The 25,985-nt window shown below is 46.6% G+C and carries 25 protein-coding genes and 1 riboswitch; of the genes, 11 read left to right on the forward strand and 14 right to left on the reverse strand.

Going from position 1 to position 25,985, the window contains the following annotated elements:
- Positions 1–26: 26 nt before the first annotated feature.
- The 7 genes from yidC to OH458_RS20525 all read right to left on the reverse strand — a co-directional run bounded on the left by yidC (position 27) and on the right by OH458_RS20525 (position 4,875).
- Entirely contained in the window at positions 27–1,646 is a 1,620-nt protein-coding gene (gene yidC, locus OH458_RS20495) for a membrane protein insertase YidC (RefSeq protein ID WP_038141369.1), read from the reverse strand.
- Positions 1,647–1,648: 2 nt separating this feature from the next.
- Complete coding sequence (yidD, locus tag OH458_RS20500; RefSeq protein ID WP_072016668.1) at positions 1,649–1,912, reverse strand: membrane protein insertion efficiency factor YidD; 264 nt, start codon at positions 1,910–1,912, stop codon at positions 1,649–1,651.
- Positions 1,879–2,202, reverse strand: coding sequence for a ribonuclease P protein component (gene rnpA, locus OH458_RS20505; RefSeq protein WP_050796250.1), 324 nt, complete (start codon positions 2,200–2,202; stop codon positions 1,879–1,881). Before rnpA ends, yidD begins: the two co-directional genes overlap by 34 nt.
- A 45-nt stretch (positions 2,203–2,247) precedes the next feature.
- Positions 2,248–2,385: a 50S ribosomal protein L34 gene (gene rpmH / locus OH458_RS20510; protein ID WP_038141364.1), complete on the reverse strand. Its 138-nt coding sequence runs from the start codon at positions 2,383–2,385 to the stop codon at positions 2,248–2,250.
- 231 nt (positions 2,386–2,616) lie between these two features.
- Positions 2,617–3,354 (reverse strand): amino acid ABC transporter ATP-binding protein, encoded by a 738-nt coding sequence (locus OH458_RS20515; protein ID WP_039478835.1) that lies wholly within the window; start codon positions 3,352–3,354, stop codon positions 2,617–2,619.
- Positions 3,351–4,022, reverse strand: coding sequence for an amino acid ABC transporter permease (locus OH458_RS20520; protein ID WP_005472539.1), 672 nt, complete (start codon positions 4,020–4,022; stop codon positions 3,351–3,353). The genes OH458_RS20515 and OH458_RS20520 overlap by 4 nt, the downstream gene beginning before the upstream one ends.
- Before the next feature lie 106 nt (positions 4,023–4,128).
- Positions 4,129–4,875 (reverse strand): amino acid ABC transporter substrate-binding protein, encoded by a 747-nt coding sequence (locus tag OH458_RS20525; RefSeq protein ID WP_039478832.1) that lies wholly within the window; start codon positions 4,873–4,875, stop codon positions 4,129–4,131.
- A 398-nt stretch (positions 4,876–5,273) separates the two neighbouring features.
- Here OH458_RS20525 and dnaA point away from each other — a divergent pair, with 398 nt between their 5' ends.
- From dnaA to OH458_RS20550, 5 genes are all read left to right on the forward strand, one after another.
- Positions 5,274–6,680: a chromosomal replication initiator protein DnaA gene (gene dnaA / locus OH458_RS20530; RefSeq protein ID WP_269979652.1), complete on the forward strand. Its 1,407-nt coding sequence runs from the start codon at positions 5,274–5,276 to the stop codon at positions 6,678–6,680.
- A gap of 92 nt (positions 6,681–6,772) precedes the next feature.
- Complete coding sequence (dnaN, locus tag OH458_RS20535; protein WP_005472478.1) at positions 6,773–7,873, forward strand: DNA polymerase III subunit beta; 1,101 nt, start codon at positions 6,773–6,775, stop codon at positions 7,871–7,873.
- A 1-nt stretch (position 7,874) separates the two neighbouring features.
- Complete coding sequence (recF, locus tag OH458_RS20540; RefSeq protein ID WP_005472484.1) at positions 7,875–8,957, forward strand: DNA replication/repair protein RecF; 1,083 nt, start codon at positions 7,875–7,877, stop codon at positions 8,955–8,957.
- Positions 8,958–8,970: 13 nt separating this feature from the next.
- Positions 8,971–11,388, forward strand: a complete 2,418-nt coding sequence (gyrB, locus tag OH458_RS20545; protein WP_269979653.1) for a DNA topoisomerase (ATP-hydrolyzing) subunit B — start codon at positions 8,971–8,973, stop codon at positions 11,386–11,388.
- A gap of 390 nt (positions 11,389–11,778) precedes the next feature.
- Complete coding sequence (locus OH458_RS20550) at positions 11,779–12,216, forward strand: Hsp20 family protein (RefSeq protein ID WP_039478828.1); 438 nt, start codon at positions 11,779–11,781, stop codon at positions 12,214–12,216.
- Positions 12,217–12,314: 98 nt separating this feature from the next.
- Here the strand turns inward: OH458_RS20550 and OH458_RS20555 are convergent, their stop codons facing one another.
- From OH458_RS20555 to glyQ, 3 genes are all read right to left on the reverse strand, one after another.
- Entirely contained in the window at positions 12,315–13,565 is a 1,251-nt protein-coding gene (locus OH458_RS20555) for a valine--pyruvate transaminase (RefSeq protein ID WP_269979654.1), read from the reverse strand.
- A gap of 222 nt (positions 13,566–13,787) precedes the next feature.
- Positions 13,788–15,869: a glycine--tRNA ligase subunit beta gene (gene glyS / locus OH458_RS20560; RefSeq protein WP_269979655.1), complete on the reverse strand. Its 2,082-nt coding sequence runs from the start codon at positions 15,867–15,869 to the stop codon at positions 13,788–13,790.
- A 2-nt stretch (positions 15,870–15,871) separates the two neighbouring features.
- Entirely contained in the window at positions 15,872–16,807 is a 936-nt protein-coding gene (gene glyQ, locus OH458_RS20565) for a glycine--tRNA ligase subunit alpha (RefSeq protein WP_269979656.1), read from the reverse strand.
- Between the two features lie 223 nt (positions 16,808–17,030).
- A riboswitch (yybP-ykoY riboswitch) is annotated at positions 17,031–17,143 on the forward strand.
- Between the two features lie 92 nt (positions 17,144–17,235).
- On the opposite strand from glyQ, the gene OH458_RS20570 reads away from it, so the two are divergent.
- The 4 genes from OH458_RS20570 to OH458_RS20585 all read left to right on the forward strand — a co-directional run bounded on the left by OH458_RS20570 (position 17,236) and on the right by OH458_RS20585 (position 21,635).
- Positions 17,236–17,793, forward strand: a complete 558-nt coding sequence (locus OH458_RS20570) for a TMEM165/GDT1 family protein (RefSeq protein ID WP_269979657.1) — start codon at positions 17,236–17,238, stop codon at positions 17,791–17,793.
- Between the two features lie 298 nt (positions 17,794–18,091).
- Entirely contained in the window at positions 18,092–19,765 is a 1,674-nt protein-coding gene (locus OH458_RS20575; protein ID WP_269979658.1) for an ABC transporter substrate-binding protein, read from the forward strand.
- 178 nt (positions 19,766–19,943) lie between these two features.
- The gene (locus tag OH458_RS20580) at positions 19,944–20,204 is read left to right on the forward strand and encodes a hypothetical protein (protein ID WP_005451077.1); all 261 of its coding nucleotides are present in this window, start codon (positions 19,944–19,946) and stop codon (positions 20,202–20,204) included.
- Positions 20,205–20,309: 105 nt separating this feature from the next.
- The gene (locus OH458_RS20585; RefSeq protein ID WP_269979659.1) at positions 20,310–21,635 is read left to right on the forward strand and encodes a helix-turn-helix transcriptional regulator; all 1,326 of its coding nucleotides are present in this window, start codon (positions 20,310–20,312) and stop codon (positions 21,633–21,635) included.
- Here the strand turns inward: OH458_RS20585 and OH458_RS20590 are convergent.
- From OH458_RS20590 to tusA, 3 genes are all read right to left on the reverse strand, one after another.
- Positions 21,632–22,066, reverse strand: a complete 435-nt coding sequence (locus OH458_RS20590; RefSeq protein WP_052131378.1) for a DUF2141 domain-containing protein — start codon at positions 22,064–22,066, stop codon at positions 21,632–21,634. The genes OH458_RS20585 and OH458_RS20590 overlap by 4 nt on opposite strands.
- Positions 22,067–23,176: an OpgC domain-containing protein gene (gene opgC, locus OH458_RS20595; RefSeq protein ID WP_269979660.1), complete on the reverse strand. Its 1,110-nt coding sequence runs from the start codon at positions 23,174–23,176 to the stop codon at positions 22,067–22,069.
- Positions 23,177–23,274: 98 nt separating this feature from the next.
- Positions 23,275–23,523, reverse strand: coding sequence for a sulfurtransferase TusA (gene tusA / locus OH458_RS20600; RefSeq protein WP_038141339.1), 249 nt, complete (start codon positions 23,521–23,523; stop codon positions 23,275–23,277).
- 134 nt (positions 23,524–23,657) lie between these two features.
- Here tusA and OH458_RS20605 point away from each other — a divergent pair, with 134 nt between their 5' ends.
- Together OH458_RS20605 and OH458_RS20610 are read left to right on the forward strand one after the other, a co-directional pair.
- Positions 23,658–23,852 carry a hypothetical protein gene (locus OH458_RS20605; RefSeq protein ID WP_038141338.1) on the forward strand — a complete coding sequence of 65 codons (195 nt, stop codon included), beginning with the start codon at positions 23,658–23,660 and terminating at the stop codon, positions 23,850–23,852.
- A gap of 149 nt (positions 23,853–24,001) precedes the next feature.
- Complete coding sequence (locus tag OH458_RS20610) at positions 24,002–24,943, forward strand: LysR family transcriptional regulator (protein ID WP_005472544.1); 942 nt, start codon at positions 24,002–24,004, stop codon at positions 24,941–24,943.
- A 52-nt stretch (positions 24,944–24,995) separates the two neighbouring features.
- On the opposite strand, the gene acuI is transcribed toward OH458_RS20610, so the two are convergent.
- Positions 24,996–25,976, reverse strand: a complete 981-nt coding sequence (gene acuI / locus OH458_RS20615) for an acrylyl-CoA reductase (NADPH) (protein WP_269979661.1) — start codon at positions 25,974–25,976, stop codon at positions 24,996–24,998.
- Positions 25,977–25,985: the final 9 nt, after the last annotated feature.

Below are 25,985 nucleotides of genomic sequence, written 5' to 3' on the forward strand. Positions count from 1 at the left end.
CTTTGATAATAATTTCGCATTAAAGGTTACTTAGAGTGTAAGCCTTTTTTCTCCAATGCTTTGTAAATAAGCGTTTGTTGGATAAGCGTTACGATGTTCGATACCAGCCAGTATAGAACCAGACCTGATGGGAAGAACAGGAAGAAGAAAGTAAACATAACCGGCATAAAGGTCATGATCTTCTGCTGCATTGGATCCGTCACGGTCGTCGGGCTCATCTTCTGGATTAGGAACATGGATGCACCCATCAGTAGTGGCAAGATGTAGTACGGGTCTTGCGCTGAAAGGTCATGAATCCAACCGAAGAATGGTGAGTGACGTAGCTCAACCGACTCCATCAATGCCCAGTATAGTGCGATGAAGATAGGCATCTGTAGGATAAGAGGAAGACAGCCACCTAGTGGGTTCACTTTCTCTTTCTTGTACAGTTCCATCATTTCTTGGCTCATGCGCTGACGGTCATCGCCAATACGCTCACGCATTGCTTGCAGTTTAGGTTGCAGCATGCGCATTTTCGCCATAGATGTGTATTGCGCTTTCGTTAGTGGGTACATGGCTCCACGTACGATGAACGTCAAACAGATGATTGCTACACCCCAGTTGCCAACAAAGCTTTGAATAAACGAAAGCAGTGAGTGCAGAGGTTTCGCAATGAACCATAGCCAGCCGTAATCGACAACAAGGTCTAGGTTTGGAGCAACTTCAGCCATCTGGTCTTGAAGTTTTGGACCTACCCAAAGCGTTGCCGTCATTTGAGCGCTGTCACCGGTTGCGATGGTTTTGTTCGGCATACGAACGCCGATATCGCCAAGATTGCCAATAACGCGAGTGTATAGGTTGGTGCCTGGCTCGTTGCGTGGAATCCATGCTGATGCGAAGTAGTGCTGGATCATTGCCGCCCAACCTTGACCATCTGGCAGGTTTAGAGACAAGTTACGATCTTGCATATCTTCGAAGCTGTATTTCTTGTAGCGCGTATCTTCTGTTGAGTATGCGCCACCACGGTAAGTTGGCATTGTGATGCTGCCACCAGCGTCAAGAAGGTTTTGACGTAGGTGAGCGTACATACCGAATGTCGCGTTGTTGCCAGAGTTGTTCACAACGTTGTATTCAACGTCGATCGCGTAGCTGCCACGCTTAAGGATGAATGTCTTGGTGTACTCTAAGCCGTTTGCTGCGTATGTCATTGGAACGCGAAGTTCGTCTTGGCCATCTGCTAGAGTGAAGCTATCCGCGCTGACTGCATATGCAGGACGGTTAGTACTGCTTAGGTCGATACCTTGAGGGCCAACAAGGCCACTTTGAGCGATGAACTGGTGACCAGGCTCGTTTTTGAGTAAAACGAATGCATCAGCAGAATCCATCTCAGCCGAGTATTGGTTTAGATCTGCGTGAATGACATCACCACCAACTGTATCAATCGACAGAGTCAATGCATCAGTGGTCACGGTAATCGTTTTAGCAGAAGCTTGCTGACCAGGAGCTGGATCTAGCTCGTCAGCAAAAGATGGGGCAGGTAGAGTACTGCTTGATTGAGCCTGCTCAACCGGCTGAGGCGTTGGGTTCTTTGCAACTTGCCATTGTTGGAACAATAGGAAAGAAACCAGTGCTAGCGCGATTAACAGGATATTACGTTGAGAATCCATCGTTAATTGTCTCTGTCTTGTTTTTGGACTGGTGGAACGGGGTCGTATGTCCAACCCTTTTTATTTAAAGGGTTGCATTTTAATAGACGTTTGCTTGATAACCAACACCCTTTTACAAAACCGTGAGCTTTCAACGCTTCAATGGCATAAGTAGAGCAGGTTGGAGTAAAACGACAACGCGGTCCAAGAAGTGGACTAATAAAGCCTTGATAGAGTCGGACGAGGCCGATCGCTAACCGCGAGAGGGGCGAGACAGACGCTGCCATAATTTATCAAACAGTTTAAACATTTCATCGTTGCTTAAATCTTGCGCGCTTTTCTTGGCAATAACAACAAAATCTTTGTTAGGAAGCTGATGTTGTTTGTTACGAAAGCTTTCGCGAGCGAGACGCTTGAAGCGATTACGACCAACAGCAGTTTTAATCTGTTTCTTCGGAACGGCTAAACCTAGTCTTGGGTGAGATAAGGAATTTTTGCGAGCAATGATAGTGAAATGAGGTGAGCCAGCTCGATGAGCTTGCTGAAAGACATTTTGATAATGCTCGGGAGTTAACAAGCGTAACTCCCGATTGAACGCGTACGTATTCAAAATAATCGAAGATTACTTAGAAAGACGCTTACGGCCTTTAGCACGACGTGCGTTGATTGTTGCACGACCGTTCTTAGTAGCCATACGTGCACGGAAACCGTGAGTACGCTTGCGCTTTAGAACTGAAGGTTGAAAAGTGCGTTTAGACATGGTTATTACCTTTACTGATCAGTAGTTTTAGGTCAATGTTAACCCGGCGTGGGTATACGAGGTCTTCTCTATAATATAAAGAGGACAAACCGACGCCTCTCAACAAAGAGGCGGAATTGTAATCACAGTCACACAAAGTGTCAATCTTTGTGCAAGCGCTAAATTCCGGCCGAGCGATTATACGTAGTGTGAGCAAAATCTCAAGGATCAAACGATCCTCTTTTGTGATCTTTACTCTGCACCAACTTGTCGAAGGAATTTTTGTAAGCGAGGATCTTGTGGATTTCCAAAGATATCCTGTGGAGAACCTTGCTCAACAATATGCCCTTCTGCCATAAAGATCACCCGATCGGCGACCTCTCTAGCAAATTGCATCTCATGAGTGACCACCAGCATGGTCTGATGTTTTGTAGCTAAGTCCTTCATTAAATTAAGAACTTCACCCACCCATTCAGGATCAAGTGCCGATGTTGGCTCATCGAACAGCAGCAGTTCTGGTTGCAGCGCCATAGCGCGTCCGATACCCACACGCTGCTGCTGACCACCAGACAACGCCGCTGGATAACTGTCACCCTTATCGCCTAAGCCAATATCATCAAGAATCTCTTGCGCGCGTTGAAGTGCGTCTGTTTTTTTCCAACCGCGCACAGTAATCAGCCCTTCAGCGATGTTTTGTCTCGCGGTCATGTGGGCGAAAAGCGCATAGTTTTGGAACACAAAGCCTGTCTTACGACGCAAAGCGAGAACTTCGGCTTTGGTGTGATTTTCACTATCGACGCTGACATCATCAATCGTGATAACCCCTTTGTCGGCATTCTCTAAGAAATTTACTGTGCGAAGTAATGTCGACTTGCCGGTTCCGCTAGAGCCAATAATGACAATGATCTCACCTTGTTTTATCTCAAGATCAATCCCTTTTAGCACTTCAGTATCCCCAAAGCGTTTTTGAATATTGCTCAGTTTGATCATCGTACGTACGCCTTATTGAGTTTAGCTTCTGCCCAGATTTGAACACGAGTAAGGATAACCACCACACCCCAGTAAATGAGTGCAACCGCAAGAAACGCTTCAAAGAAACGGAAGCTTGATGATGCCTCCATTTGTGCTTTGGCCATAATCTCTGCAACGCCTAGCGTAAATGCCAGTGACGTTGATTTGATCATATCGATGAAGTAGTTCATCAGTGAAGGCAAGGCCACACGAGTCGCTTGCGGCAAAATGACGCGACGCATCGCTTGTGTCGTCGTCATGCCGACTGAGAGGCTCGCTTCCATCTGGCTTCGATCAATACCAATAATGGCAGCGCGAATACTTTCTGCCATGTAGGCGGCGAAGTGTAAGGTCAAACCGATGACAGCGGCACTGAAAGCATCTAGCCCGACCATCCATGGGAAAATCTGTGGTAAGCCGTAGTAAAGCAAAAACAGCTGTACTAACAGAGGCGTGCCACGGAAGAAGCTGATATACAGCTGGCTCAGTTGATCGAGCACTGGAACCTTGAATACGCGGATATTGGCGAGAATCACTGACAGTATTAAAGAGAAGATCAGACCCCAAACGGCCATCTCCATAGTTGTTCCCAGATACTTAAGCAGTATCGGCATCAACTCCAGCATGTAGTTAAAATCGAATCCCATAACGTGTCCCAGTTTATAACGACATAGAAAAGCAAAACCCACTGCAAAGGAAGGAAAGCAGTGGGTTAGAAAAGTCTACTTCAACAAAAGTAGCGGAGTGGTCACATTATTTAGTGATGTCTGCACCAAACCACTTTTCAGAAATTTGCGCTAGAGTACCGTCTGCGCGCATTGCTGCAAGCGCTTGGTTAACTTCTGCTTGCAGTTTCTTACCATTTTCATTGTTTACAAATGGCCAAGCGTTTTGAATCGTTTCAAACGGTTCGCCTGCAAGTTGAAGAGGAAGACCTGTCTTTTTAATTAGCTCTAGTGCTGAAAGGCGATCCATCACGAATGCATCAGCGCGGCCTAGTGCAACATCGTGCTCGATACCTGTGTCGTAAGTCTTGATATTAATCTTGCCATCTTTATCGTAATCACGCAGTAGCTGTTCAAAGTTTGAACCTAGGTTTACAGCTACCGTCTTGCCCGCAAGATCTTGAACACCTTTGATCTCGTCGTTGCCTTTACGAACCGTAATTTGCGCGCCATCCACCACATATGGGTCAGCAAATAGGTATTTTGCTTTACGAGCGTCTGTCATTGTAATTTGGTTAGAAATTGTATCGATGCGTCCTGTTTCGAGTAGACCGAACAAACCAGAGAAGTTTGCGGTTACGTATTCCACTTTGTAATCATTACGTTTACCAATCTCGTCCCATAGGTCCACTTCGAAGCCTTGTAACTGATCTTGCTTAACGAAAGTGAATGGGAAATAACGGCCAGACATGCCAACTTTGACTTCCGTAGCAGCCTGCACAGTCGCAGCAGACAGAGCGATTGCTGCAACTGCAGCCTTAAACCAGATTTTCATAGTACAACTCCATATAATTATGGGGAGAAATATTACTGTTACTTTAGTTAATTAGATAAATAACTAAGAGCAATATCCTAGATAGTAGAGTAATAAGGTTGATATTTTGGTCTAAATCTTACGGGGCGGAGGATTATTTTTCGATCCTGTGAAGGTGGCGATCGATATTTCATGCACAGAGTTATCACCAGAGTCAGGATCGGGCGGAAATTGCCCTTATGTGGATCAATGTGTGAGTAAAAATGGGGCAGTGTGTGGGGATCCGCCGAATAATGTCGAAAATATTGTGAATAACTTGGATCTTATTCACTGGATCGTCGATCTATTGCTAGCGATCTTGGTTATCAACAGGTAAAATTGCCAATCTTTTCCAATCAATTACTTCGAGTGGGGGCACCGTGTCATCTTCGCTTTGGTTGCAATGTCTGCAACAGCTTCAAGAAGAGCTACCAGCAACTGAATTCAGCATGTGGGTTCGTCCGCTACAAGCGGAGCTTAATGACAATACGCTCACCTTGTTTGCCCCAAACCGCTTTGTCCTCGATTGGGTTCGCGATAAGTACCTCAACAGCATTAATCGACTGCTGCAAGAGTATTGTGGCAATGACATTCCGAACCTGCGCTTTGAAGTGGGCAGCAGACCTGTTTCTGCACCTAAGCCGACACCGAAACGCACGCCAGCCGATGTTGCTGCAGAGTCGTCGGCACCGGCACAATTGCAAGCTCGTAAACCGGTTCATAAAACCTGGGATGACGACGCACAAGCCATTGCTGACATTAATCACCGCTCTAACGTCAACCCAAAACACAAGTTTACTAACTTCGTTGAAGGTAAATCGAACCAGCTCGGTTTAGCGGCAGCGCGTCAGGTGTCGGATAACCCTGGTTCAGCATACAACCCGCTGTTCTTATACGGTGGTACTGGCCTAGGTAAAACACACTTGTTGCACGCGGTCGGTAACGCGATTGTGGACAACAAACCGAATGCTAAAGTGGTTTACATGCATTCTGAGCGCTTCGTGCAAGATATGGTAAAAGCACTGCAGAATAACGCGATTGAAGAGTTCAAACGTTACTATCGCAGTGTTGATGCTCTACTTATCGATGATATTCAATTTTTCGCCAACAAAGAGCGCTCGCAAGAAGAGTTTTTCCATACCTTCAATGCGTTATTGGAAGGTAATCAACAGATCATCCTCACTTCTGACCGTTACCCGAAAGAGATCAACGGTGTAGAAGATCGTTTGAAATCCCGTTTTGGTTGGGGTCTGACGGTTGCGATCGAGCCACCTGAGCTTGAAACGCGCGTTGCGATCTTGATGAAAAAAGCGGAAGACCACCAAATCCACCTAGCTGATGAAGTGGCATTCTTCATTGCTAAGCGTCTGCGCTCTAACGTTCGTGAGTTGGAAGGTGCATTGAACCGCGTTATCGCCAACGCTAACTTTACTGGTCGTCCTATTACCATTGACTTTGTTCGTGAAGCACTGCGCGACTTGCTTGCTCTGCAAGAGAAGCTAGTGACCATTGATAACATTCAAAAGACGGTCGCGGAATACTACAAGATTAAAGTGGCGGACCTCTTGTCCAAACGCCGTTCACGTTCGGTGGCTCGTCCGCGTCAGCTTGCGATGGCATTGGCCAAAGAGCTCACCAACCACAGCTTACCTGAAATCGGTGATGCGTTTGGTGGTCGTGACCACACGACAGTTTTGCATGCTTGTCGTAAGATTGAGCAGCTTCGCGAAGAGAGCCATGACATCAAAGAAGATTACTCGAACTTGATTCGTACCCTTTCTTCGTAATTCGCAGTATTCTATGGCCTTGAATGTTCGAGGCCATTGCACCTGAACTAATCTCTTTTATAAAGCTAGAAGAATTCTGATAAGAGCGTCCTATGAAATTTTCCATTGAGCGTAGCCATTTACTGAAGCCTCTCCAGCAAGTCTCAGGGGCTTTAGGTGGTCGTCCAACTCTGCCTATTCTTGGTAACCTGCTACTCAAAGTCGAAGACAATGTACTGTCAATGACAGCAACCGACTTAGAAGTGGAACTGATCAGCCGAGTGACGTTAGAAGGCGATTTTGAGGCAGGGAGCATCACTGTCCCGTCGCGTAAGTTCCTTGATATTTGTCGTGGTTTACCCGATGACTCGGTGATTACCTTTGTCTTAGAAGGTGATCGCGTTCAAGTTCGCTCTGGTCGTAGCCGCTTCTCCCTAGCGACGCTACCAGCTAATGACTTTCCGAATATCGAAGATTGGCAAAGCGAAGTTGAAATCTCATTGACCCAAGCAGAGCTGCGCGGACTGATTGAGAAAACTCAGTTCTCAATGGCCAACCAAGATGTGCGCTACTACCTCAATGGTATGTTGTTTGAAATTGAAGGTTCAACGTTGCGCAGTGTGGCGACTGATGGTCACCGAATGGCCGTTTCGCAAACGGCACTGGGCGCTGATTTTGCTCAGCAACAGATCATTGTGCCGCGTAAAGGGGTCCTTGAGTTGGTCAAGTTGATGGATGCGCCTGAGCAGCCCGTCACGTTGCAAATTGGCAGCTCCAATGTGCGCGCTGAAGTGAATAACTTTGTCTTCACATCCAAGCTTGTTGATGGCCGTTTCCCAGATTATCGCCGCGTAATGCCGCAAAATACAACCAAGACGTTGGAAGCGGGTTGCGATGAATTGCGTTCCGCGTTTTCTCGAGCTGCGATTCTTTCCAATGAAAAATTCCGTGGCGTGCGTGTGAATCTAGCCGATACTGAAATGCGCATTACCGCCAACAACCCAGAGCAGGAAGAAGCGGAAGAGATGTTGGATGTGAGCTTTGATGGTGAGCCGATCGAAATTGGCTTCAACGTCAGCTACGTATTGGATGTGCTCAACACGTTACGCTGCGAAAAAGTACGGGTCTCGATGTCGGATGCGAATGCCAGTGCTCTGATTGAAAATGCAGAAGACGACAGTGCCATGTACGTGGTGATGCCAATTCGACTTTAGCATGCCGCTTACACGTCTCATCATTAAGCAATTTAGAAACATTGAAGCCTGTGACATTAACCTGTCAGCAGGCTTTAACTTTCTTATTGGCCCGAATGGCAGTGGCAAAACCAGCGTCTTAGAGGCGATCTATTTGTTGGGTCATGGCCGTTCTTTCAAGAGCTCTTTGACCGGCAGAATTATTCAAAATGACTGTAATGAACTGTTTGTTCATGGGCGTTTTTTGAACTCGGATCAATTTGAGCTACCAATTGGCATTAATAAGCAGCGTGATGGCTCAACAGAGGTTAAAATAGGCGGTCAATCTGGGCAAAAGCTCGCTCAGTTAGCGCAGGTTTTACCCCTGCAATTAATACACCCTGAAGGGTTCGATTTGCTGACGGATGGGCCTAAACATCGCCGCGCATTTATCGATTGGGGGGTATTTCATACCGAGTCGGCATTCTATGATGCGTGGGGGCGATTTAAGCGCTTGAACAAGCAGCGCAATGCCTTATTGAAAACAGCAACCAGTTATCGAGAGCTCAGTTATTGGGATCAAGAGATGGCTCGGTTGGCTGAAAATATCAGTCAGTGGCGCTCAGTGTATGTTGAGCAAATGAAGTCAAAGGCTGAAGAAATCTGTCAAACTTTCCTGCCGGAGTTTGATATCCAGTTGAAGTATTACCGAGGCTGGGACAAAGAGACCCCATATCAGCAAATTCTTGAGAAGAATTTTGAACGGGATCAGGCCCTAGGTTACACCTTTAGTGGCCCAAATAAGGCAGATTTAAAAATTAAGGTAAATGGCACGCCTGTTGAGGATGTGTTATCTCGTGGCCAGCTTAAGCTGATGGTATGTGCCTTACGAGTGGCGCAAGGCCAACACTTGACTGAAATGACAGGCAAACAGTGTGTTTACCTTATAGATGACTTTGCATCGGAATTAGATAGCCAACGTCGGGAGCGTCTTGCGGACTGCTTAAAAGAGACGGGGGCACAAGTTTTTGTAAGCTCTATTACGCAAAGCCAGATTGCCGACATGGCAGATGAAAATGGTAAGATGTTCCATGTGGAACATGGCACAATAGAGCAAAATATATAGTGGAAGATAACTCATGTCTGAAAATTACGATTCATCGAGTATTAAAGTACTAAAAGGTCTGGACGCGGTACGTAAGCGTCCTGGTATGTACATCGGCGACACGGATGATGGTACCGGTCTGCACCACATGGTTTTTGAGGTGGTGGATAACTCAATTGATGAAGCGTTAGCGGGTCACTGTCAGGACATCGTGGTTACAATTCATGAAGATAACTCGGTATCGGTACGCGACGATGGTCGTGGTATTCCTACCGAGATGCACCCAGAAGAAAAAGTCTCAGCGGCGGAAGTTATCATGACGGTACTTCACGCGGGTGGTAAGTTTGACGACAACTCATACAAGGTATCGGGTGGTCTGCACGGTGTTGGTGTTTCGGTGGTAAACGCACTGTCTAAGCAAGTAACGCTAACTATCCATCGCGGTGGGCAAATTCACACTCAAACTTATCATCATGGTGAGCCTCAAGCACCACTGGCTGTGATTGGTGAGACAGATAAAACGGGTACAGAAATCCGTTTCTGGCCGAGTGAAGAGACTTTCTCTAATACTGAGTTCCATTACGACATTCTCGCAAAACGTCTGCGCGAACTATCTTTCCTAAACTCTGGCGTATCAATCAAGCTACGTGACGAGCGTGAAGAAGACAAACAAGATCACTTCATGTACGAAGGTGGTATTCAAGCCTTTGTCGATCACTTGAACACCAACAAGACTCCAATTATCGAGAAAGTCTTCCACTTCAACGCAGAGCGTGAAGATGGTATCGCAGTTGAAGTGGCGATGCAGTGGAATGACGGTTACCAAGAGAACATCTTCTGTTTCACTAACAACATTCCTCAGCGTGATGGTGGTACCCACCTTGCGGGTTTCCGTGCTGCGCTAACGCGTACCTTGAACTCGTTCATGGACAAAGAAGGCTTCTCGAAGAAAGCGAAAACCGCAACGTCTGGTGATGATGCGCGTGAAGGTCTAACGGCGGTTATCTCGGTGAAGGTGCCAGATCCAAAATTCTCAAGCCAAACCAAAGACAAGCTGGTTTCTTCTGAAGTGAAATCTGCGGTTGAGTCTGCAATGGGCGAGAAACTGTCAGAATTCCTTGTTGAGCATCCAACAGAAGCAAAAATCGTTTGTACCAAGATCATCGACGCAGCTCGTGCTCGTGATGCGGCGCGTAAAGCACGTGAGATGACTCGTCGTAAAGGCGCACTAGACTTAGCGGGTCTACCAGGCAAACTGGCGGACTGTCAGGAAAAAGATCCAGCACTCTCTGAACTCTACATAGTGGAGGGTGACTCGGCAGGCGGCTCCGCAAAGCAAGGCCGTAACCGTAAGAACCAAGCGATTCTTCCTCTGAAAGGTAAAATCCTTAACGTAGAGAAAGCGCGTTTCGACAAGATGCTTTCTTCTCAAGAAGTAGCAACGCTGATCACTGCACTAGGCTGTGGTATCGGTCGTGACGAGTACAACCCAGACAAACTGCGTTACCACAACATCATCATCATGACCGATGCCGACGTCGATGGTTCGCACATCCGTACGCTACTATTGACCTTCTTCTACCGTCAAATGCCAGAGCTTATCGAGCGTGGCTACGTGTACATTGCTCAGCCACCGCTTTACAAAGTGAAGAAAGGTAAGCAAGAGCAGTACATTAAAGATGAAGATGCGATGAACCAATACCAAGTGGCATTGGCGCTTGATAACGCATCTCTGCACGTAAACGCAGAAGCACCAGCACTGGCGGGTGAAGCACTAGAGAAACTGGTTCAGCAATACAACGCTGGCATCAAGCTGGTGGATCGCATGAGCCGTCGTTACCCACGCGCGCTTGTTCATGAGTTCATCTACACGCCGCGTCTAACCGCAGAGCAGTGCCATGATGCCGCGGCAGTAGAAGCTTGGACTAAGCAACTTGTCGAGCAGCTAAACGCGAAAGAAGTGGGCGCAAGCCAATACAACGCAGAAGTTGAGCTGCACGCAGAGCTAGGTCTAAGCCTACCTAAGATTGTGGTACGTACTCACGGCGTGACGCATGAGCATGTACTAAGCATTGACCTAATTAACTCGAAAGAGTACGGCAAGCTAGCAAGCTTATCGGAAGCACTAGATGGTCTGATTGAAGAGGGCGCATACATTAAACGTGGTGAGCGTACTCAACCAGTGACTAACTTTGTTGATGCACTAGAGTGGTTAATTAAAGAGTCTCGTCGTGGTCTAAGCCTACAGCGCTACAAAGGTCTAGGTGAGATGAACCCAGATCAGCTTTGGGAAACCACAATGGACCCAGAAACGCGCCGTATGATGCAAGTAACGATCGAAGATGCAGTTGGTGCTGACCAGCTGTTCACGACACTAATGGGTGACCAAGTTGAGCCGCGTCGTAACTTCATCGAAGAGAATGCGTTAAAGGTTGCTAACTTGGATGTATAGATTTTTCTTAAATGGAATAATCTAAAATGAATTAAAAGGACTGCCCGAAATGGCGGTCTTTTTTGTTTTTAGGTATCTGAAAAATGTAGGAATACAAAAATTTTTGAAAATAATCCCTTGAAACTGATTTGTAGTATCCACATATCTATTGGTGAAGAGGGAAGCTGTCTTGCTCAAGAGAGAAGAAACAGACCTCTGGACTCGCTGATAAGGTGTCGCTCAAGAGAGGATGACTTTAGAGGCACACAATTGAACTGATTTATTACTACGTCCCAGTGCTGATTGAGCCCGAGGAGTAGAAGATAAATCCCTTAGCCGGCAAGGATCGAACAGAGCATCGATCTACGCAAACTCACGGCTAAGACTATTGCTTATTATGAGGATAGCATTATGAGAACTGTAGATTTCACTCCACTTTACCGCAACGCAATTGGCTTCGATCGTCTTTTGAATATGATGGAAGCGAATACATCAAAGAATTCTTCTGGCGGTTACCCTCCATACAACATCGAGCAGCAAGACGAAAACCACTACCGTATTACCATGGCCGTAGCGGGTTTCGCTGAAGAGCAGTTAGATCTGACTCAGAAAGAGAACATGCTAATTGTTAAAGGTGAGCGTAAAGCAGAAGAAGAGAAACAATACGTTTATCAAGGTATCGCAGAGCGCGATTTTGAGCGAAAATTCCAGCTGGCAGACTACGTGAAAGTCGTGGGGGCAAGTATGGAAAATGGTCTACTGCATATTGACCTAGAGCGCGAAATCCCAGAAGCGATGCAGCCACGTAAAATTGCGATTAACGGCAGCAAGCTTATTGAAAGCAAATAATTGCGAGTAACGAGTGAAAGAGCACCATCTAGGTGCTCTTTTTTGTATCTTGCGTAAGCGACTTGGCAAGCATTCGTTATTCAGGCCACTGCTAGGTATTATCCTTGTTGGTACGCCTTTTCGACCTCTTCAGCGATAATCTTGATGCCTTTCTGCATCATCTCGTCATCCTGAACATAGTTCATGCGCAAGCACTGATGCGCATGCTCCCAATCATCTTCTTGACCGATAAAGAAGTACTCTCCTGGGACAATCAATACACCACGGGATTTAAGGCGTTTGTAGAGCTCCATTGTGGTAATCGGCAACTCATCAAACCATAGCCATAGGAAGATGGCGCCTTCAGGTTTATGGATACGAAAGCGCTTATCGGTAATGGCTTCTTGCAGCAATTTAACCGCACGTTGAGACTTTTGTTGGTAAAACGGCTTAATCACATTGGAACTCAGCTCAAGCAGATCGCCTTTTTCGATCATACGATTGGCCACCGCAGGGCCTAAACTGCCTGGCGCTAGACTGATAATGCCATTCATATTGGTCATCGCCTGAGTGATTTCTTCACTGGCAATCACTATTCCGCAACGCACACCCGGCAAACCGAGTTTTGATAGGCTCATGCAAAGAATGGTGTTTTCATTCCAAAATGGCTCAACATCTTCAAAAATAATATTTGGGAACGGTAAGCCGTAGGCGTTATCGATGATCAGTGGAATGTTGTTTTCACGTGCCAGCTTATCCAATTTATGGATTTCTTCATCAGTGAGTACATTGCCTGTCGGGTTGGTTGGGCGAGAGGCACAAATCGCGGCAACTGAGTCATCGACTTTAAGCTGTTCAAAATCAACGTGGTACTTAAACAGGCCGTTATCAAGTCGCTCAATTTCTGGGTGGTAAGAGACGAAGATATCTTCATCAATGCCAGCGTCGCCATAGCCAATATATTCAGGGGCAAGTGGCAGAAGAATCTTTTTATGTGAACCGTCAGGTTGCTTACCAGCCAGCAAGTTGAATAAGTAGAAGAAGCCACTTTGACTGCCATTGGTCAGGCTGATGTTCTTCTCACTGATATTCCAACCGTAGGTATCTTTGAGTAATTGAGCGAGTGCTTTAACAAAGGCATCTTTGCCCTGGGGACCATCGTAGTTCGCCATGGCGGCCACGAGTTCACCACTGGCGAGCATCTCTTCACTGGTTTGATGAAAGTAATCGAGCATGGCTGGAATCGCGGCAGGGTTACCGCCTCCGAGCATGATGGCACCAGGGGTGCGAAGACCATCATTGAGATCATCCATTAATTGTGTGATACCTGAGTACTGATTAAATTTTTCACCAAATTGAGAGAATTGCATCGCAGATTTTACCTAATTCATTATTGTCATTGCTTTTTGTTATCAGAGATCAGTGCGTGGCTGATCAATCGAGTAATCCTTGAACATACCTTAATGGCCATAAGACGAAAAGCACTAAATTGGGGCAGGCTAGAATAAGCGGAAAAATAAAGCCCAACTCCGTGGAGTTGGGCTTTAAAAGGTCTTACTTTAAGTAAGGTCTTCTGAGGTTTAATCGAAGGCTTACTTTTGTAGTAAAGAGATATCTGCGATCTGTAGGAACAGGTTACGTAGGTTGTTCAGTAGCGTTAGACGGTTCTTCTTCAGAGCTTCGTCCTCTGCCATTACCATTACGTTATCGAAGAATGCATCAACAGGCTCGCGTAGACCCGCTAGCTTGCTTAGTGCTTCTTGGTAGTTACCTGTAGCGAATGCTGGCTCTAGCGCTTCTGTCATCACTTCAACGCTTTCTGCTAGAGCTTTCTCTGCGTCTTCTTGTAGAAGAGCAAGGTCGATCTCAGCAGCGAGTTCACCGTCGAACTTCGCTAGGATGTTACCTACACGCTTGTTCGCTGCGGCTAGTGCTTCAGCGGCTTCTAGTTCACGGAAGTGAGATACCGCTTTCACACGCTGGTCGAAGTCTGCTGGCTTGGTTGGACGGTTAGCCAGTACCGCTTGGATGATATCCACGCTGAAGCCTTGGTCTTTGTACCATGCATTGAAACGACCAAGCATGAATTCGATAACGTCGTCTGCAACGTTCGCGTTAGTTAGCTTGTCGCCGAATAGAGACTGAGCTTTCGCGATTAGGTCTGTTAGGTCTAGGTTGTAGCCGTTTTCTACGATGATACGTAGTACACCTAGTGACGCACGACGAAGTGCGAATGGGTCGCTGCCCTTAGGTGCTTGGCCAATACCGAAGATACCAACGATAGTATCTAGCTTGTCTGCCATCGCTACCGCAGATGAGATACCTGTGCTTGGTAGGTCGTCACCGGCGAAACGAGGCATGTATTGCTCGTAAAGTGCCAGTGCAACTTGCTCATCTTCACCATCGTGAGTCGCGTAGTGCATGCCCATTACACCTTGAGTATCGGTAAACTCGAATACCATAGAGGTCATTAGGTCACACTTAGCCAGTAGGCCTGCACGCTTAGATTTTTCAACGTCAGCATCGATCTGCTCAGCGATGTAGCCAGCTAGCTCTGTGATGCGGTCTGTCTTGTCTTTGATCGTACCAAGCTGCTTTTGGAAGATAGCTTGCTCTAGCTCAGGTAGACGGTCGATTAGAGGGCGCTTACGGTCAGTGTTGAAGAAGAACTCTGCATCCGCTAGACGTGGACGTACAACCTTCTCGTTACCTTCGATGACGTAGCGAGGCTCTTTCGATTCGATGTTTGAAACGAAGATGAAGTTAGGTAGTAGCTTCTTGTTGTCATCGCCGTTCTCATATGAATAGACGGGGAAGTACTTCTGGTCACCTTTCATAGTGTAAACCAGCGCTTCAGAAGGCACTTTTAGGAACTCTTCTTCAAACTTCGCTGTAAGTACAACTGGCCACTCAACTAGAGACGTTACTTCTTCAACTAGATCGTCTTCTAGATCAGCAACACCGCCAACGGCCGCTGCTGCTTTTTGCGAGTCAGCAAGGATGATCGCTTTACGCGCTTCGTAATCAGCCATAACTTTACCGCGCTCTTCTAGGATCGCTGGGTATTGCTCTGCTGATTCGATAGTGAACTCTTGCTCACCCATGAAGCGGTGACCACGGATAGTGCGGTCAGACGCTACGCCTAAGATCTCACCTTCGATAAGGTCTGAGCCCATCAGCATAGTTAGTGTTTTAACTGGACGGATAAACTGAGTCGTCTTGTTGCCCCAACGCATTGGCTTAGCGATTGGCAGGTTACCCAGTGCTTTTGCTGCTAGCTCAACAACGATTTCCGTCGTTGCTTGGCCTTTTACTTCTTGTTTGAAAAGAAGCCATTCGCCTTTGTCTGTTACTAGACGGTCAGCTTGCTCAACAGTAATACCGTTACCACGCGCCCAGCCTTGTGCCGCTTTAGTCGCGTTACCGTCAGCATCGAATGCGACAGAAACTGCAGGACCACGCTTCTCAACCACTTTGTCAGCTTGACCTTCAGCTAGCGCTGAAACTTTAAGTGCTAGACGACGAGGAGCGGCGTACCATTTCACACCTTCATGTGCTAGGTCTGCGCCTTTTAGTTCAGCTTCGAAGTTTGCTGCGAACGCTTCCGCTAGAGTGCGAAGTTGCGTTGGTGGTAGCTCTTCAGTACCCAGTTCAATTAGAAATTCTTTAGCCATGATTACTTCTCCTCTTCCTTACGGCACACGTCTTTTTTAAGCATGGGGAAGCCAAGCGCTTCACGTGATGCGTAGTACGCTTCAGCAACAGACTTAGTCAGGTTGCGGATACGAAGGATGTAACGTTGGCGCTCTGTTACAGAGATAGCTTTGCGCGCATCAAGAATGTTGAATGCGTGACCCGCTTTTAGAATGCGCTCGTAAGCTGGAAGCGGAAGTGGCTTCTCTAGCTCAAGTAGCTCTTTACACTCTTTCTCGCACTGGTCGAAGAACGTGAATAGGAAATCTACGTCTGCGTGCTCGAAGTTGTAAGTTGATTGCTCAACTTCGTTTTGGTGGAAGATATCACCGTAAGTTACCTTGCTGCCGTCTGGTGCGATGTTCCACACTAGATCGTAAACAGAGTCCACTTCTTGGATGTACATTGCTAGACGCTCGATACCGTAAGTGATCTCACCAGTAACTGGCTTACACTCAAGACCACCAACTTGCTGGAAGTAAGTAAACTGAGTCACTTCCATACCGTTTAGCCATACTTCCCAACCAAGACCCCATGCGCCTAGCGTTGGGTTTTCCCAGTTGTCTTCTACGAAACGAATATCGTGAACTAGCGGGTCGATACCAAGAACTTCAAGTGAGCCTAGGTACAACTCCTGAATATTATCAGGAGAAGGTTTTAGGGCTACTTGGAATTGATAATAGTGCTGCAGACGGTTCGGGTTTTCACCGTAACGGCCATCGGTAGGACGACGTGAAGGTTGAACGTAAGCTGTCGACATTGGCTCTGGGCCAAGTGCACGTAGACATGTCATTGGGTGAGAGGTGCCTGCACCTACTTCCATATCTAGAGGTTGAACAATGGTACAACCGTTTTGTGCCCAGTAATCCTGCAGCGCGAGGATCATTCCCTGGAAGGTTTTGATATCGTATTTTTGCATAGTAATTCGCGCGATTCTTTGAGTAATAGTTGTGTCTAAAATAGACAAAAAATAACAATCAAGTATACCCAGATAATTGGCATGGGAGTAGCGCTAATCTTGATTAATTCCTAGTCGAAATTCTCCTTTAGTAGATTTTTAATGGCTTATTCGTCCAAATTTTCCTAAAAGGGAGTTTTTCACCAGTTTATTGCTTGAGATGTTGCAATGAGATGACTAAAATGCAGCCATCTTTGGGGAGTAGCTTACTTGATAGATACCACGTTTATCAGGTTCGTCCGTCAACATAATTGGTGCAAAATCACCATGGCGTTCGAGGCTCATGCACATGAGCTTAGCAAGACCTTAGATAAACATCGTGAACCGGGGTGGGGCGCGAGGTTTATCTATGGTTAAAAAACTATAATCCCTGCCCCAATGAGCATGTCTTGAGCGTTTTAGCTATTTCAATTACTACCGTAGCCTTAGCAGAAATTGGCGATAAGACCCAATTGCTATCCTTGCTACTGGCCAGTCGATACCGTAAACCCATTCCCATTATTGCAGCGATCTTTTTTGCCACTATTGCCAACCACGCTTTAGCTGCATGGCTCGGGGTCGTGGTTGCGGATTACCTTTCTCCAGAAGTCTTAAAGTGGGTGGTCGTTGTTAGCTTTTTAGCCATGGCGGCTTGGGTGCTGATTCCAGACAAACTGGATGACGATGAAGAGATCTCCAATCGCGGTCCTTTTGTTGCCAGTTTTATTGCCTTTTTCATTGCGGAAATTGGCGATAAAACGCAGATAGCTACCTCTATCTTAGGTGCGCAGTACTCCGATGCCTTAACTTGGGTCATTCTAGGTACCACGATTGGTATGCTGCTTGCCAATGTTCCGGTTGTGCTGATTGGCAAATTGTCCGCTGATAAGATGCCCCTTAGCTTGATCCGAAAAGTGACCGCATTGCTGTTTGTTGCTTTGGCTGTTGCCGCTGCGGTTTTCTCTTAAGCGTCGGTGTTCTCAACGATGGCGACCAGAAAGAGTTTTAATCTGGTCGCATTTTCGTTGATTGGTATGCGGTTGATGTCACTGGAAGATGTGGTAATTTTCCTTCAAACACGGCGTCATTTGATGATATGACACGCAAAGCATCCGCTATCTTGATAGAATTGTGGTTGCTTAATAATTAAACAGTGCTTTCTTGTGTTATTTTTGCAACTTTCTGTTTTTTATCAAAATTTACTCATATTGAAGCAGAGCGATAGTCCGGTTAGTTTTTATGCATCTCTACTCGTAAGGTATTGTCATGAAAACAAAACTTCTATCTACTCTGATTACGTCATCATTAGTATTTTCCGCCCATTCTGTGGCCGATGCTAACTTAGACAACATGTCGAAGTTGACGATCATTCCCAACCACAACCCTTCTCTGATTCGAAACTTTAACCCTTATGCGGTTTCTCGTTTACATACGGCTCGAGACTTTATTTTTGAGCCTTTGGTTATCTTCAATGAACTAAAAGGTAATGTCCCAGAGTACCGCCTTGCGACGGGGTACACGATGAGCGATGATCTGCTGAGTATCACTTTTGACCTTCGCGAAGGAGTGAAATGGTCAGACGGAGAAACCTTCGATGCCGATGATGTGTTGTTTACCTTTGACCTTGTGCGTAAAAACCCTAATATCGATGACCGTGGTATCAACAGCAAAATTAAGTCGGTTGAGAAATTGGGGCCATATCAGGTGCGTTTCAATCTGGACAAGGTGAATACCAATATCGGTTATGAGATCGCTCAAGTACCTGTTGTTCCTGAGCATCAATGGAAGTCCGTTGACGATCCTGCCGCATTTATGAACCCAAATCCTGTTGGTACTGGACCATTTACTGAGTTGCCTCAATTTACTTCAACACTATTTCTCCAGTGTCGTAATGCGCACTATTGGGATCAAGCAAACCTAGATGTTGACTGCTTACGCGTCCCGCAAATGAATCATAATGACCAAGTGCTCGCTGAATTGATGAACTCGCGCATCGACTGGGCTGGATCTTTTGTTCCTGATATTGACCAAACCTACATGAAAGCGTCAAATAACCATGGTTATTGGTACCCACCCGCAGGGACCCAAGCATTTATGTTTAACTATGCATCGAAAGATAAAGTCAAACATGCGGTGCTGAACGATATTAACTTCCGTCGTGCTTTCTCTATGGCGATCGACCGCCAGACATTGATTGATATCGCTAACTACGGAAATGCGGTCTTGAATGACTTTGCTTCTGGTTTGGGCTACGCGTTTGAAGCTTGGTCAGATGAAAAAGTGCATAACCAGTACAAGCCATTTATGACTTACTCGCCTGAGAAGGCCAAAGCGTTACTTGCCAAGTCAGGTTATAAAGATATCGACAATGATGGCTTTGTTGAGTCTCCGTCGGGTGAAAAATTTGAATTGAGCATTCAGTCTCCGCAAGGGTGGACCGACTTCAATAACACGGTCATGTTGGCCGCAGAGCAGCTCGTCAGTGTTGGGATTAAGGTCAAAGCACGTACGCCTGATTTCTCTATCTACAATAAGAGTATGCTAGGGGCAGACTACGACATTGCGTACACCAACTACTTCCATGGACCGACGCCACACAAATATTGGGACAGTGGCTATCACTCACGCTTGCAAGCATCGGAAGGGATGCCTCGATTTGCCATGCACCACTGGAAGAGTGAGAAGTTAGATAGCTTGTTAGACAGTTTCTATAAAACGGCTGATATTAAAGAGCAGAGATCCATCGCTCACTCAATTCAAAAGACCATTGCTGAAAATCAGGTCACGGTTCCTGTGTTGTCTGGGCCGAATTTCTACCAATACAATACGACCCGCTTTACCGGCCGGTGGAATGCGGATAATCCGAAAGGGCGCCCAATGATTTGGGAAGGCACACCTGAGCGTTTACTGCATGTGCTTGATCTAAAGCCTCGTAGCTAGGGGCAAGATAACCCCAACCTTCAAGGCCCTAATTTCGATTAGGGCCTTTGTATTTCAATAACAAAGCAAGTTTCGTGACGCATTGAATAGATTCGGTGGAAGTCGTGATCGCTGACATATTAGTGTCACAATTGTCATGCTAATTTAATCCTGTGGATGATAGCGAGAGGGCAAGTTTATGCTTACACGTTACATGGGGATGACCCCAAAAAGTCAGAGTTATTTGTTCACCTTTGGTCTCGCCTTATGCTTACTAGCAATGGTGCTCACCGACATGTGGTTACCCATTGTTGCCGGGACATTTATTTTAACTGGGTTGACGGTAGAGGCGTGGATTCGCGTCGCACACATTATTCCTATGCATGAGGAGATGAGAGCGATGAGAAAACAGCTCAATAAGCTCCAATCGGAAGTCCGCACCTTAGAATATGATGAATAATTGAAAGCAGCCGTCGGGCTGCTTTTTTTGTCCAATTTTTGAAGTGAAACGTAAACTGTCGGTAAGGCTATTGCTCTGCTCTAAGGGGCTGTTACAACTAGCGTTATGCGCCAGTTTTGTTTTATTTTACGTATTGTTGAAGCCGTTGAAACTCGCTTACCGTGCAAGCTTGAGATCAACGCACTTGCTGACACTTTAAACGTCAGTCGATGGCACCTTCAGCATGAATTTAAACGCTATACGGGGATTCCTCTGGGGCGTTACTACCGCTTGCGTTTGCTGACGTTAGCGATGAAGGCGCTGGCGTGCTCAGAGCGAAACGTGCTCGATATTGCGCTCGACTACGGGTTTGAATCGCAAGAAGCCTTGTATCGCGCTGTTAGACAAAACTTCCTCATCTCTCCAAAGCATTTTAAACGCAACCCAACCTTGGCCAAGTACTTCGGTGTGCCACCAATTGATATTAGCTACTTAACATTTTTTCAGCGAATGCAATCTTGTCCTCCAGAGGAAGTGATCTTCCCTGCGGACACCTTTTATGGCGTCGTCAGTGATTTTGCTTCGGTCTTTTTTGATGAGAAAGAGACGGGCGATAAAGTTGAGCAGATGTGGCAAACGTTTGTTGAGGCGACTGCGGACTGGCAACATGAAGCTCGGGACTACTATGCGTTGGAATATCGTAATAATTGTTCGGTAAGGTCCGGTCAATTTCAGATGTTGGCGGTGTGCAATGGGGAGAAAGAGGAGTCCCCATATCCTATAGCGCGGATCGACCTGCCACAGCGTAAAATGTGGCGTTTTCAATTGTCCCACAACCCACCTCTAAAGGCCTTATTTGTCTACCTCAACCAAGTCTTTTGTATCCCACGTAAACTGACGCTTAAGCGTTTACCCTACATTTGGCAAATGGATAGCGAAGGAGAGTTGGTGTTTTGGGTCGAACTCAGAAGTTTTTCAGGTCCAGCAACGCTGCCCTCGTCGATTCAATTGCTTACACGAGTGGAAGGGCAATCTTTGTCTGGTCGCTTTGAAGGGGTGGAGATCCCACAGACTTGTGTGGAGAAATGCCAGCGTTTGGCGTTTGTATTAAACCACTTTCGAGCATCATTACCCAAGCTAAACTCCGGCGCTGAAAAGTGGCTGATTGGGCGACCAATGAGCTCGGATTATGCGCCTAACCACGATTACCGTGTGAGCCGGATTACCCCAGAAGGTGGCAGTACAAACGTTGTAGAGTCGGGCATGATCTTAAAGTGTGTTTTGCAAGGAAGCTTGGCAAAAATTGGCGAAGACCTTGATAGCCTTTACTTCTCTCACCTACACGAAGTGGGGTATGTATTGCGTCAAGGGTTTGAGTGGATAACCCGAGCAGACGAATTACCGGGACAAGAGTGGTGTATTGAACTGCTTATCCCGGTTTCTAAGCGTTAGCGATAATCAAACAACGTGACGGTTTGTTCGCTATTTTGAGTCAGTTTAAAACTGGTCGAAGAGAACTGGGGTGGACCTGTCAGAATGTTATTGCCAGAGTAGCCAAGCGGCTCTTTTGGCATCATACCGGCCATGGTCAGTTCATTATTCCCGTCAATATCTTGAAAAGTAAAAATGTCATACTCTCCAGCAGGGATTTGCTCAAGCAGGATTGATGACGATGCTGCTACTGCCTGCGCCATATGCTCCGCGACCACATTACTGTGTTTATCCCGTACTCCAATATAGAGATTTCCGCCCTCTTCGGTGATACCTGTGACAGTCACTTGCAGATCATGCTTTTTACTCGCATCTACGGTGACTTCTTCACTCTCGTTACACCCGATTAAGGCAATAGAGGTTACCATTAGGGCAATCAGCTTTCTTTTCATTTAGGAACTCCTTGTCAGATTTAAAGTATTGAGCTGTTGTTGTCGCTGTTTTATGAATGGCGGAATAAAGAGCAACAATGCGACGGCAACTAAGCAGAGGTTGAAATTTGGCTGGAAGTTAAAGTGACCCAATGCAATTGGTGCGAGAGCAAAAATCACCACGTAGTGCCAAGTAAAAACATGGAGGGAATAGCGGCCAAGAAGGGCCAGTGGCTTAAAGGCGAGCGCATTGGGTTTGCAGTGCAACAGCCAAGAAAATAAGTAGACCAACAGCAACAAGTTAAAGGCTCTTAGCCAGCCAATAAGAGGCTTATCTGCAAGTTCATACAGTGTCCCATAGTGGATGCCATACTCGGCCAATACGTTGCGATTGAGAAAGAAAATGATCGTCGCGATGATAGCTACGGCAACCGTGATAGAGCGATATTTAAACCAGTTTATCGGCTGGTGCTTTGCGTAGTATCCCAAGGTGATGCCAATAACAAATATCAACTGCCAAGCCAGTAAACTGAAGTAGCCAGTATTGAGTTCGCTGTCGGGGAAATATGGAGTGAGCCACTCTGACAAATTTATCACTCGACTCGACAGCCAGAGCAAAACACTGACGATCAGCACTTGAGTAGTGCGACCGTTTTGCAACTGGCTCAGGACAAGTGGAGCAAGTAGCAGGAAAACAATGTACATGGGCAAAATATCGAAGTACGCCGGCTTGTGAATCAAGGTGGCACTCGCCGCGACCGCAAGCAGTTTGTTCTCCATCAGGCCTGGAAATATCTTGTTGTAAAAGGCTTGAATCGAGGGTTCCAGCGCAATTTGTAGCGACGCGATGATCAGTAAACCGACAATCGCTGCCATGTGATAGAAGTAGAGTTGCTTGGCTCTGCGGAATAGTTTTTGGCGGGTCACCTGGCGATCATAGGCCGAGTATATTAGCCCAACCATCAGGCCTGAAATGAGAATAAAGCCTTCCGCAGCTCCGACTTGCCCGAGCGGTTGAAGAGTAAAGTATTGAATATCTGTCCACCCCACGGTAATCCATATGAAGTGGTTAACAGACATGATCAGCAGCAAAGTGCCGCGAATGGCATCAATGGAATGATTACGTTGCATAAAATTTCCTCCCTTAATACTGCTAGCTTAGAAGGGAGGAAAAATGAAAAACTGACTAATTGTGTGGTGAATCGATGAAATGCGATCCGGCGGTTAGTCTAGCTAAGCCCTTTCTTGATGAGATACAGGTAGGGTAACGCCTCTGTCTGAGAACCAATTAATTGATGATCCATAAAGCGACAGAAACTCGGGATATCTCGAGTGGTTGATGGGTCGTCTGCTTTGACCAACAAAACTTCCCCATCTTGCATAGTTCGAATTGTCTTCCTGACCATCATTACTGGCTCTGGGCAACGTAATCCTTCTGCCTCTAGTGTTTTATTTGCCTGTTCTGGATTGAATGTCATGGTCATATCTGTTTTACCTCAGTTGGGCCTAGATGATACTGCTGAAGAAAAAATATTCAATAACCCCTTGGCAAAGTGATCATTTTGTTTTAACTTAGTTAACAAGTTGGTAACATTTAAAACGGAGAGCAGATATTATGACAGCTTTAGATCGGCTAACAATCTATTCAGTGCTGTGTTTTATTTCCTTTTGCGCTCTTGTTTTACGTTCACCATCTGAATCGTCGTCATTTATGCCGTTACTTGGTATGGGCGCGACGGTCGTAGGGATTTGGCTCGAGATGCACCGCTGGCCGAGTGCATCTGAAGAGCATGAGAACGGTCAATAGACTTCCAACTATTGTCCGCACTTGCCACTACACTCAACTACATTCCGACACTATCCCCAGTTTTCTTGGGCTTCCCCGCTGAAAAGCGGGATTTTTTTTGCCTGAAAAAGGTACAATAGCGCATCCCATTTTAATGACCTTGGCAGAACGTGGAACTAGAAGACATCTATCGTCGTGATCTAAATTTGCTGGTGGCACTGCGCGTTTTAATCGAAGAGTGCAGCGTAAGCAAAGCGGCAAACCGTTTAAATCTGAGCCAGTCGGCGATGAGTCGAGTGCTAGGACGGTTGCGTGACATGTTAGGAGATCCACTCTTTACCCGCCAAGGGCAGCATTTGATTCCAACCGAAAAAGCGCTGGAAATTGATCGGTCTTTGGGAGAGCCACTCGAGTCATTGCGTCAGTTGCTGTCACCGCTGGAGTTCGATCCACAAAGCTGCGATCAGACCTTTACTATCGCCACGACCGATTACGCGATGCAAACCATATTGCCGTTTGCCTTGCCGCGTATTTATCAAGAAGCGCCAAATGTCTCGTTTAACTTTTTACCCTTGCAGCATGACAGATTGGCAGACCAACTCACTTACGAGAATGCTGATTTAGCCATTTGCCGCCCGATTGGTCCTGTTGAGCCTTTGCGTAGTGAGATCTTAGGCCGAGTAGGGGTGCTTTGTTTGCTCTCTAAACAGCATCCATTAGCGGACGCAGAAATGAGCTTGGCGGATTATCTGACTTATCCGCACGCGATGATCGCAATCAGTGATGGAGTGAAAGCGTTAATTGAGGGGGCACTGGTCGATCAGCCAAAGCGTAAGATGGTACTGCGTGCCTACCATTTGGAAGCGGCGCTGGCGATCGTTGATACCATGCCCATCATTATTACCGTACCCGCTGACTTAGCGTATCTAGTCGCAGAGCGTTACGACTTAGTCATTAAGCCGTTACCATTTCAGTTTACGCCGTTTGACTACTCAATGATTTGGCACCCACGTTGTGAGCACTCTCCGGCTCAGGAGTGGTTGCGAGGAATTGTAAAGGAAGAGTGCAGTCGCTTGATTGCTAAACGCATTGACGACATTGGATTGGACTAAATGTAAAAGAGCCAGCATTACAGGTGCTGGCTCTTTTTCTTTGTCGCGTTTATTACAGCTTAATCACAACACGACCCGTGACTTGGCCGTTAGTTATATCTTCTGCGTATTTTGGTGCTTCGGCTAATTCAACCTCGGTACATGCTTGCTCAAAGTAGCTCTCTGGAAGTAGCTCAACCAGTTTTTCCCATGCTGCGATTCGTTTGTCTGTTGGACACATGACCGAGTCCACACCCTGTAAGCGCACGTTACGTAGGATGAATGGCATTACTGTTGTTGGTAGGTCAAAGCCACCAGCCAGACCACACGCTGCAACGACGCTGTTGTAATCCATTTGAGCGAGCACTTTCGCGAGCACTTTGCTACCAACGGTATCAACCGCACCTGCCCAAACTTGTTTTTCGAGTGGGCGCGCTGGCTCTTCAAACTCTACGCGGTCGATGATGCGGCTCGCACCCAGTTTTTCAAGTAGTGGACCGTTCTGTTCAATGCGGCCTGTCACTGCTGCCACTTTGTAGCCTAGTGTTGATAGAAGCGTCACCGCTACAGAGCCAACACCACCACTTGCGCCAGTGACTAGGACTTCACCGTCTTCTGGTTTCACGCCACCATCAATGATGGCTTGAACACACAGCATTGCAGTGAAGCCCGCTGTACCGACCATCATGGCTTTTTTGCTGTCGATACCTTTTGGTAGTGGCACTAGCCAATCTGCTTTTAGGCGTGCACGCTGTGCCATGCCGCCCCAGTGGTTCTCACCCACTCCCCAACCAGTAAGCACAACTTTGTCGCCTGCTTGGTAACGGTCATCGACTGAGCTTACTACTGTACCCGCGAGATCGATGCCCGGTACCATAGGGAAGTTACGGATGATTTTTCCCTTACCTGTGATTGCTAAACCGTCTTTGTAGTTTAGTGATGAGTAGTCCACATCGATCAGTACTTCGCCTTCCGGCAGTTGCGCTTCATCGATCTGTTCGATGGTTGCGATAGTACGTTTTTCTTCTTGGTTTAGAATCAGTGCGTTAAACATAGTGATCTC

The organism is Vibrio sp. MarTm2, assembly GCF_027587055.1.
Taxonomy (GTDB): Bacteria; Pseudomonadota; Gammaproteobacteria; order Enterobacterales; family Vibrionaceae; genus Vibrio; species Vibrio sinaloensis_D.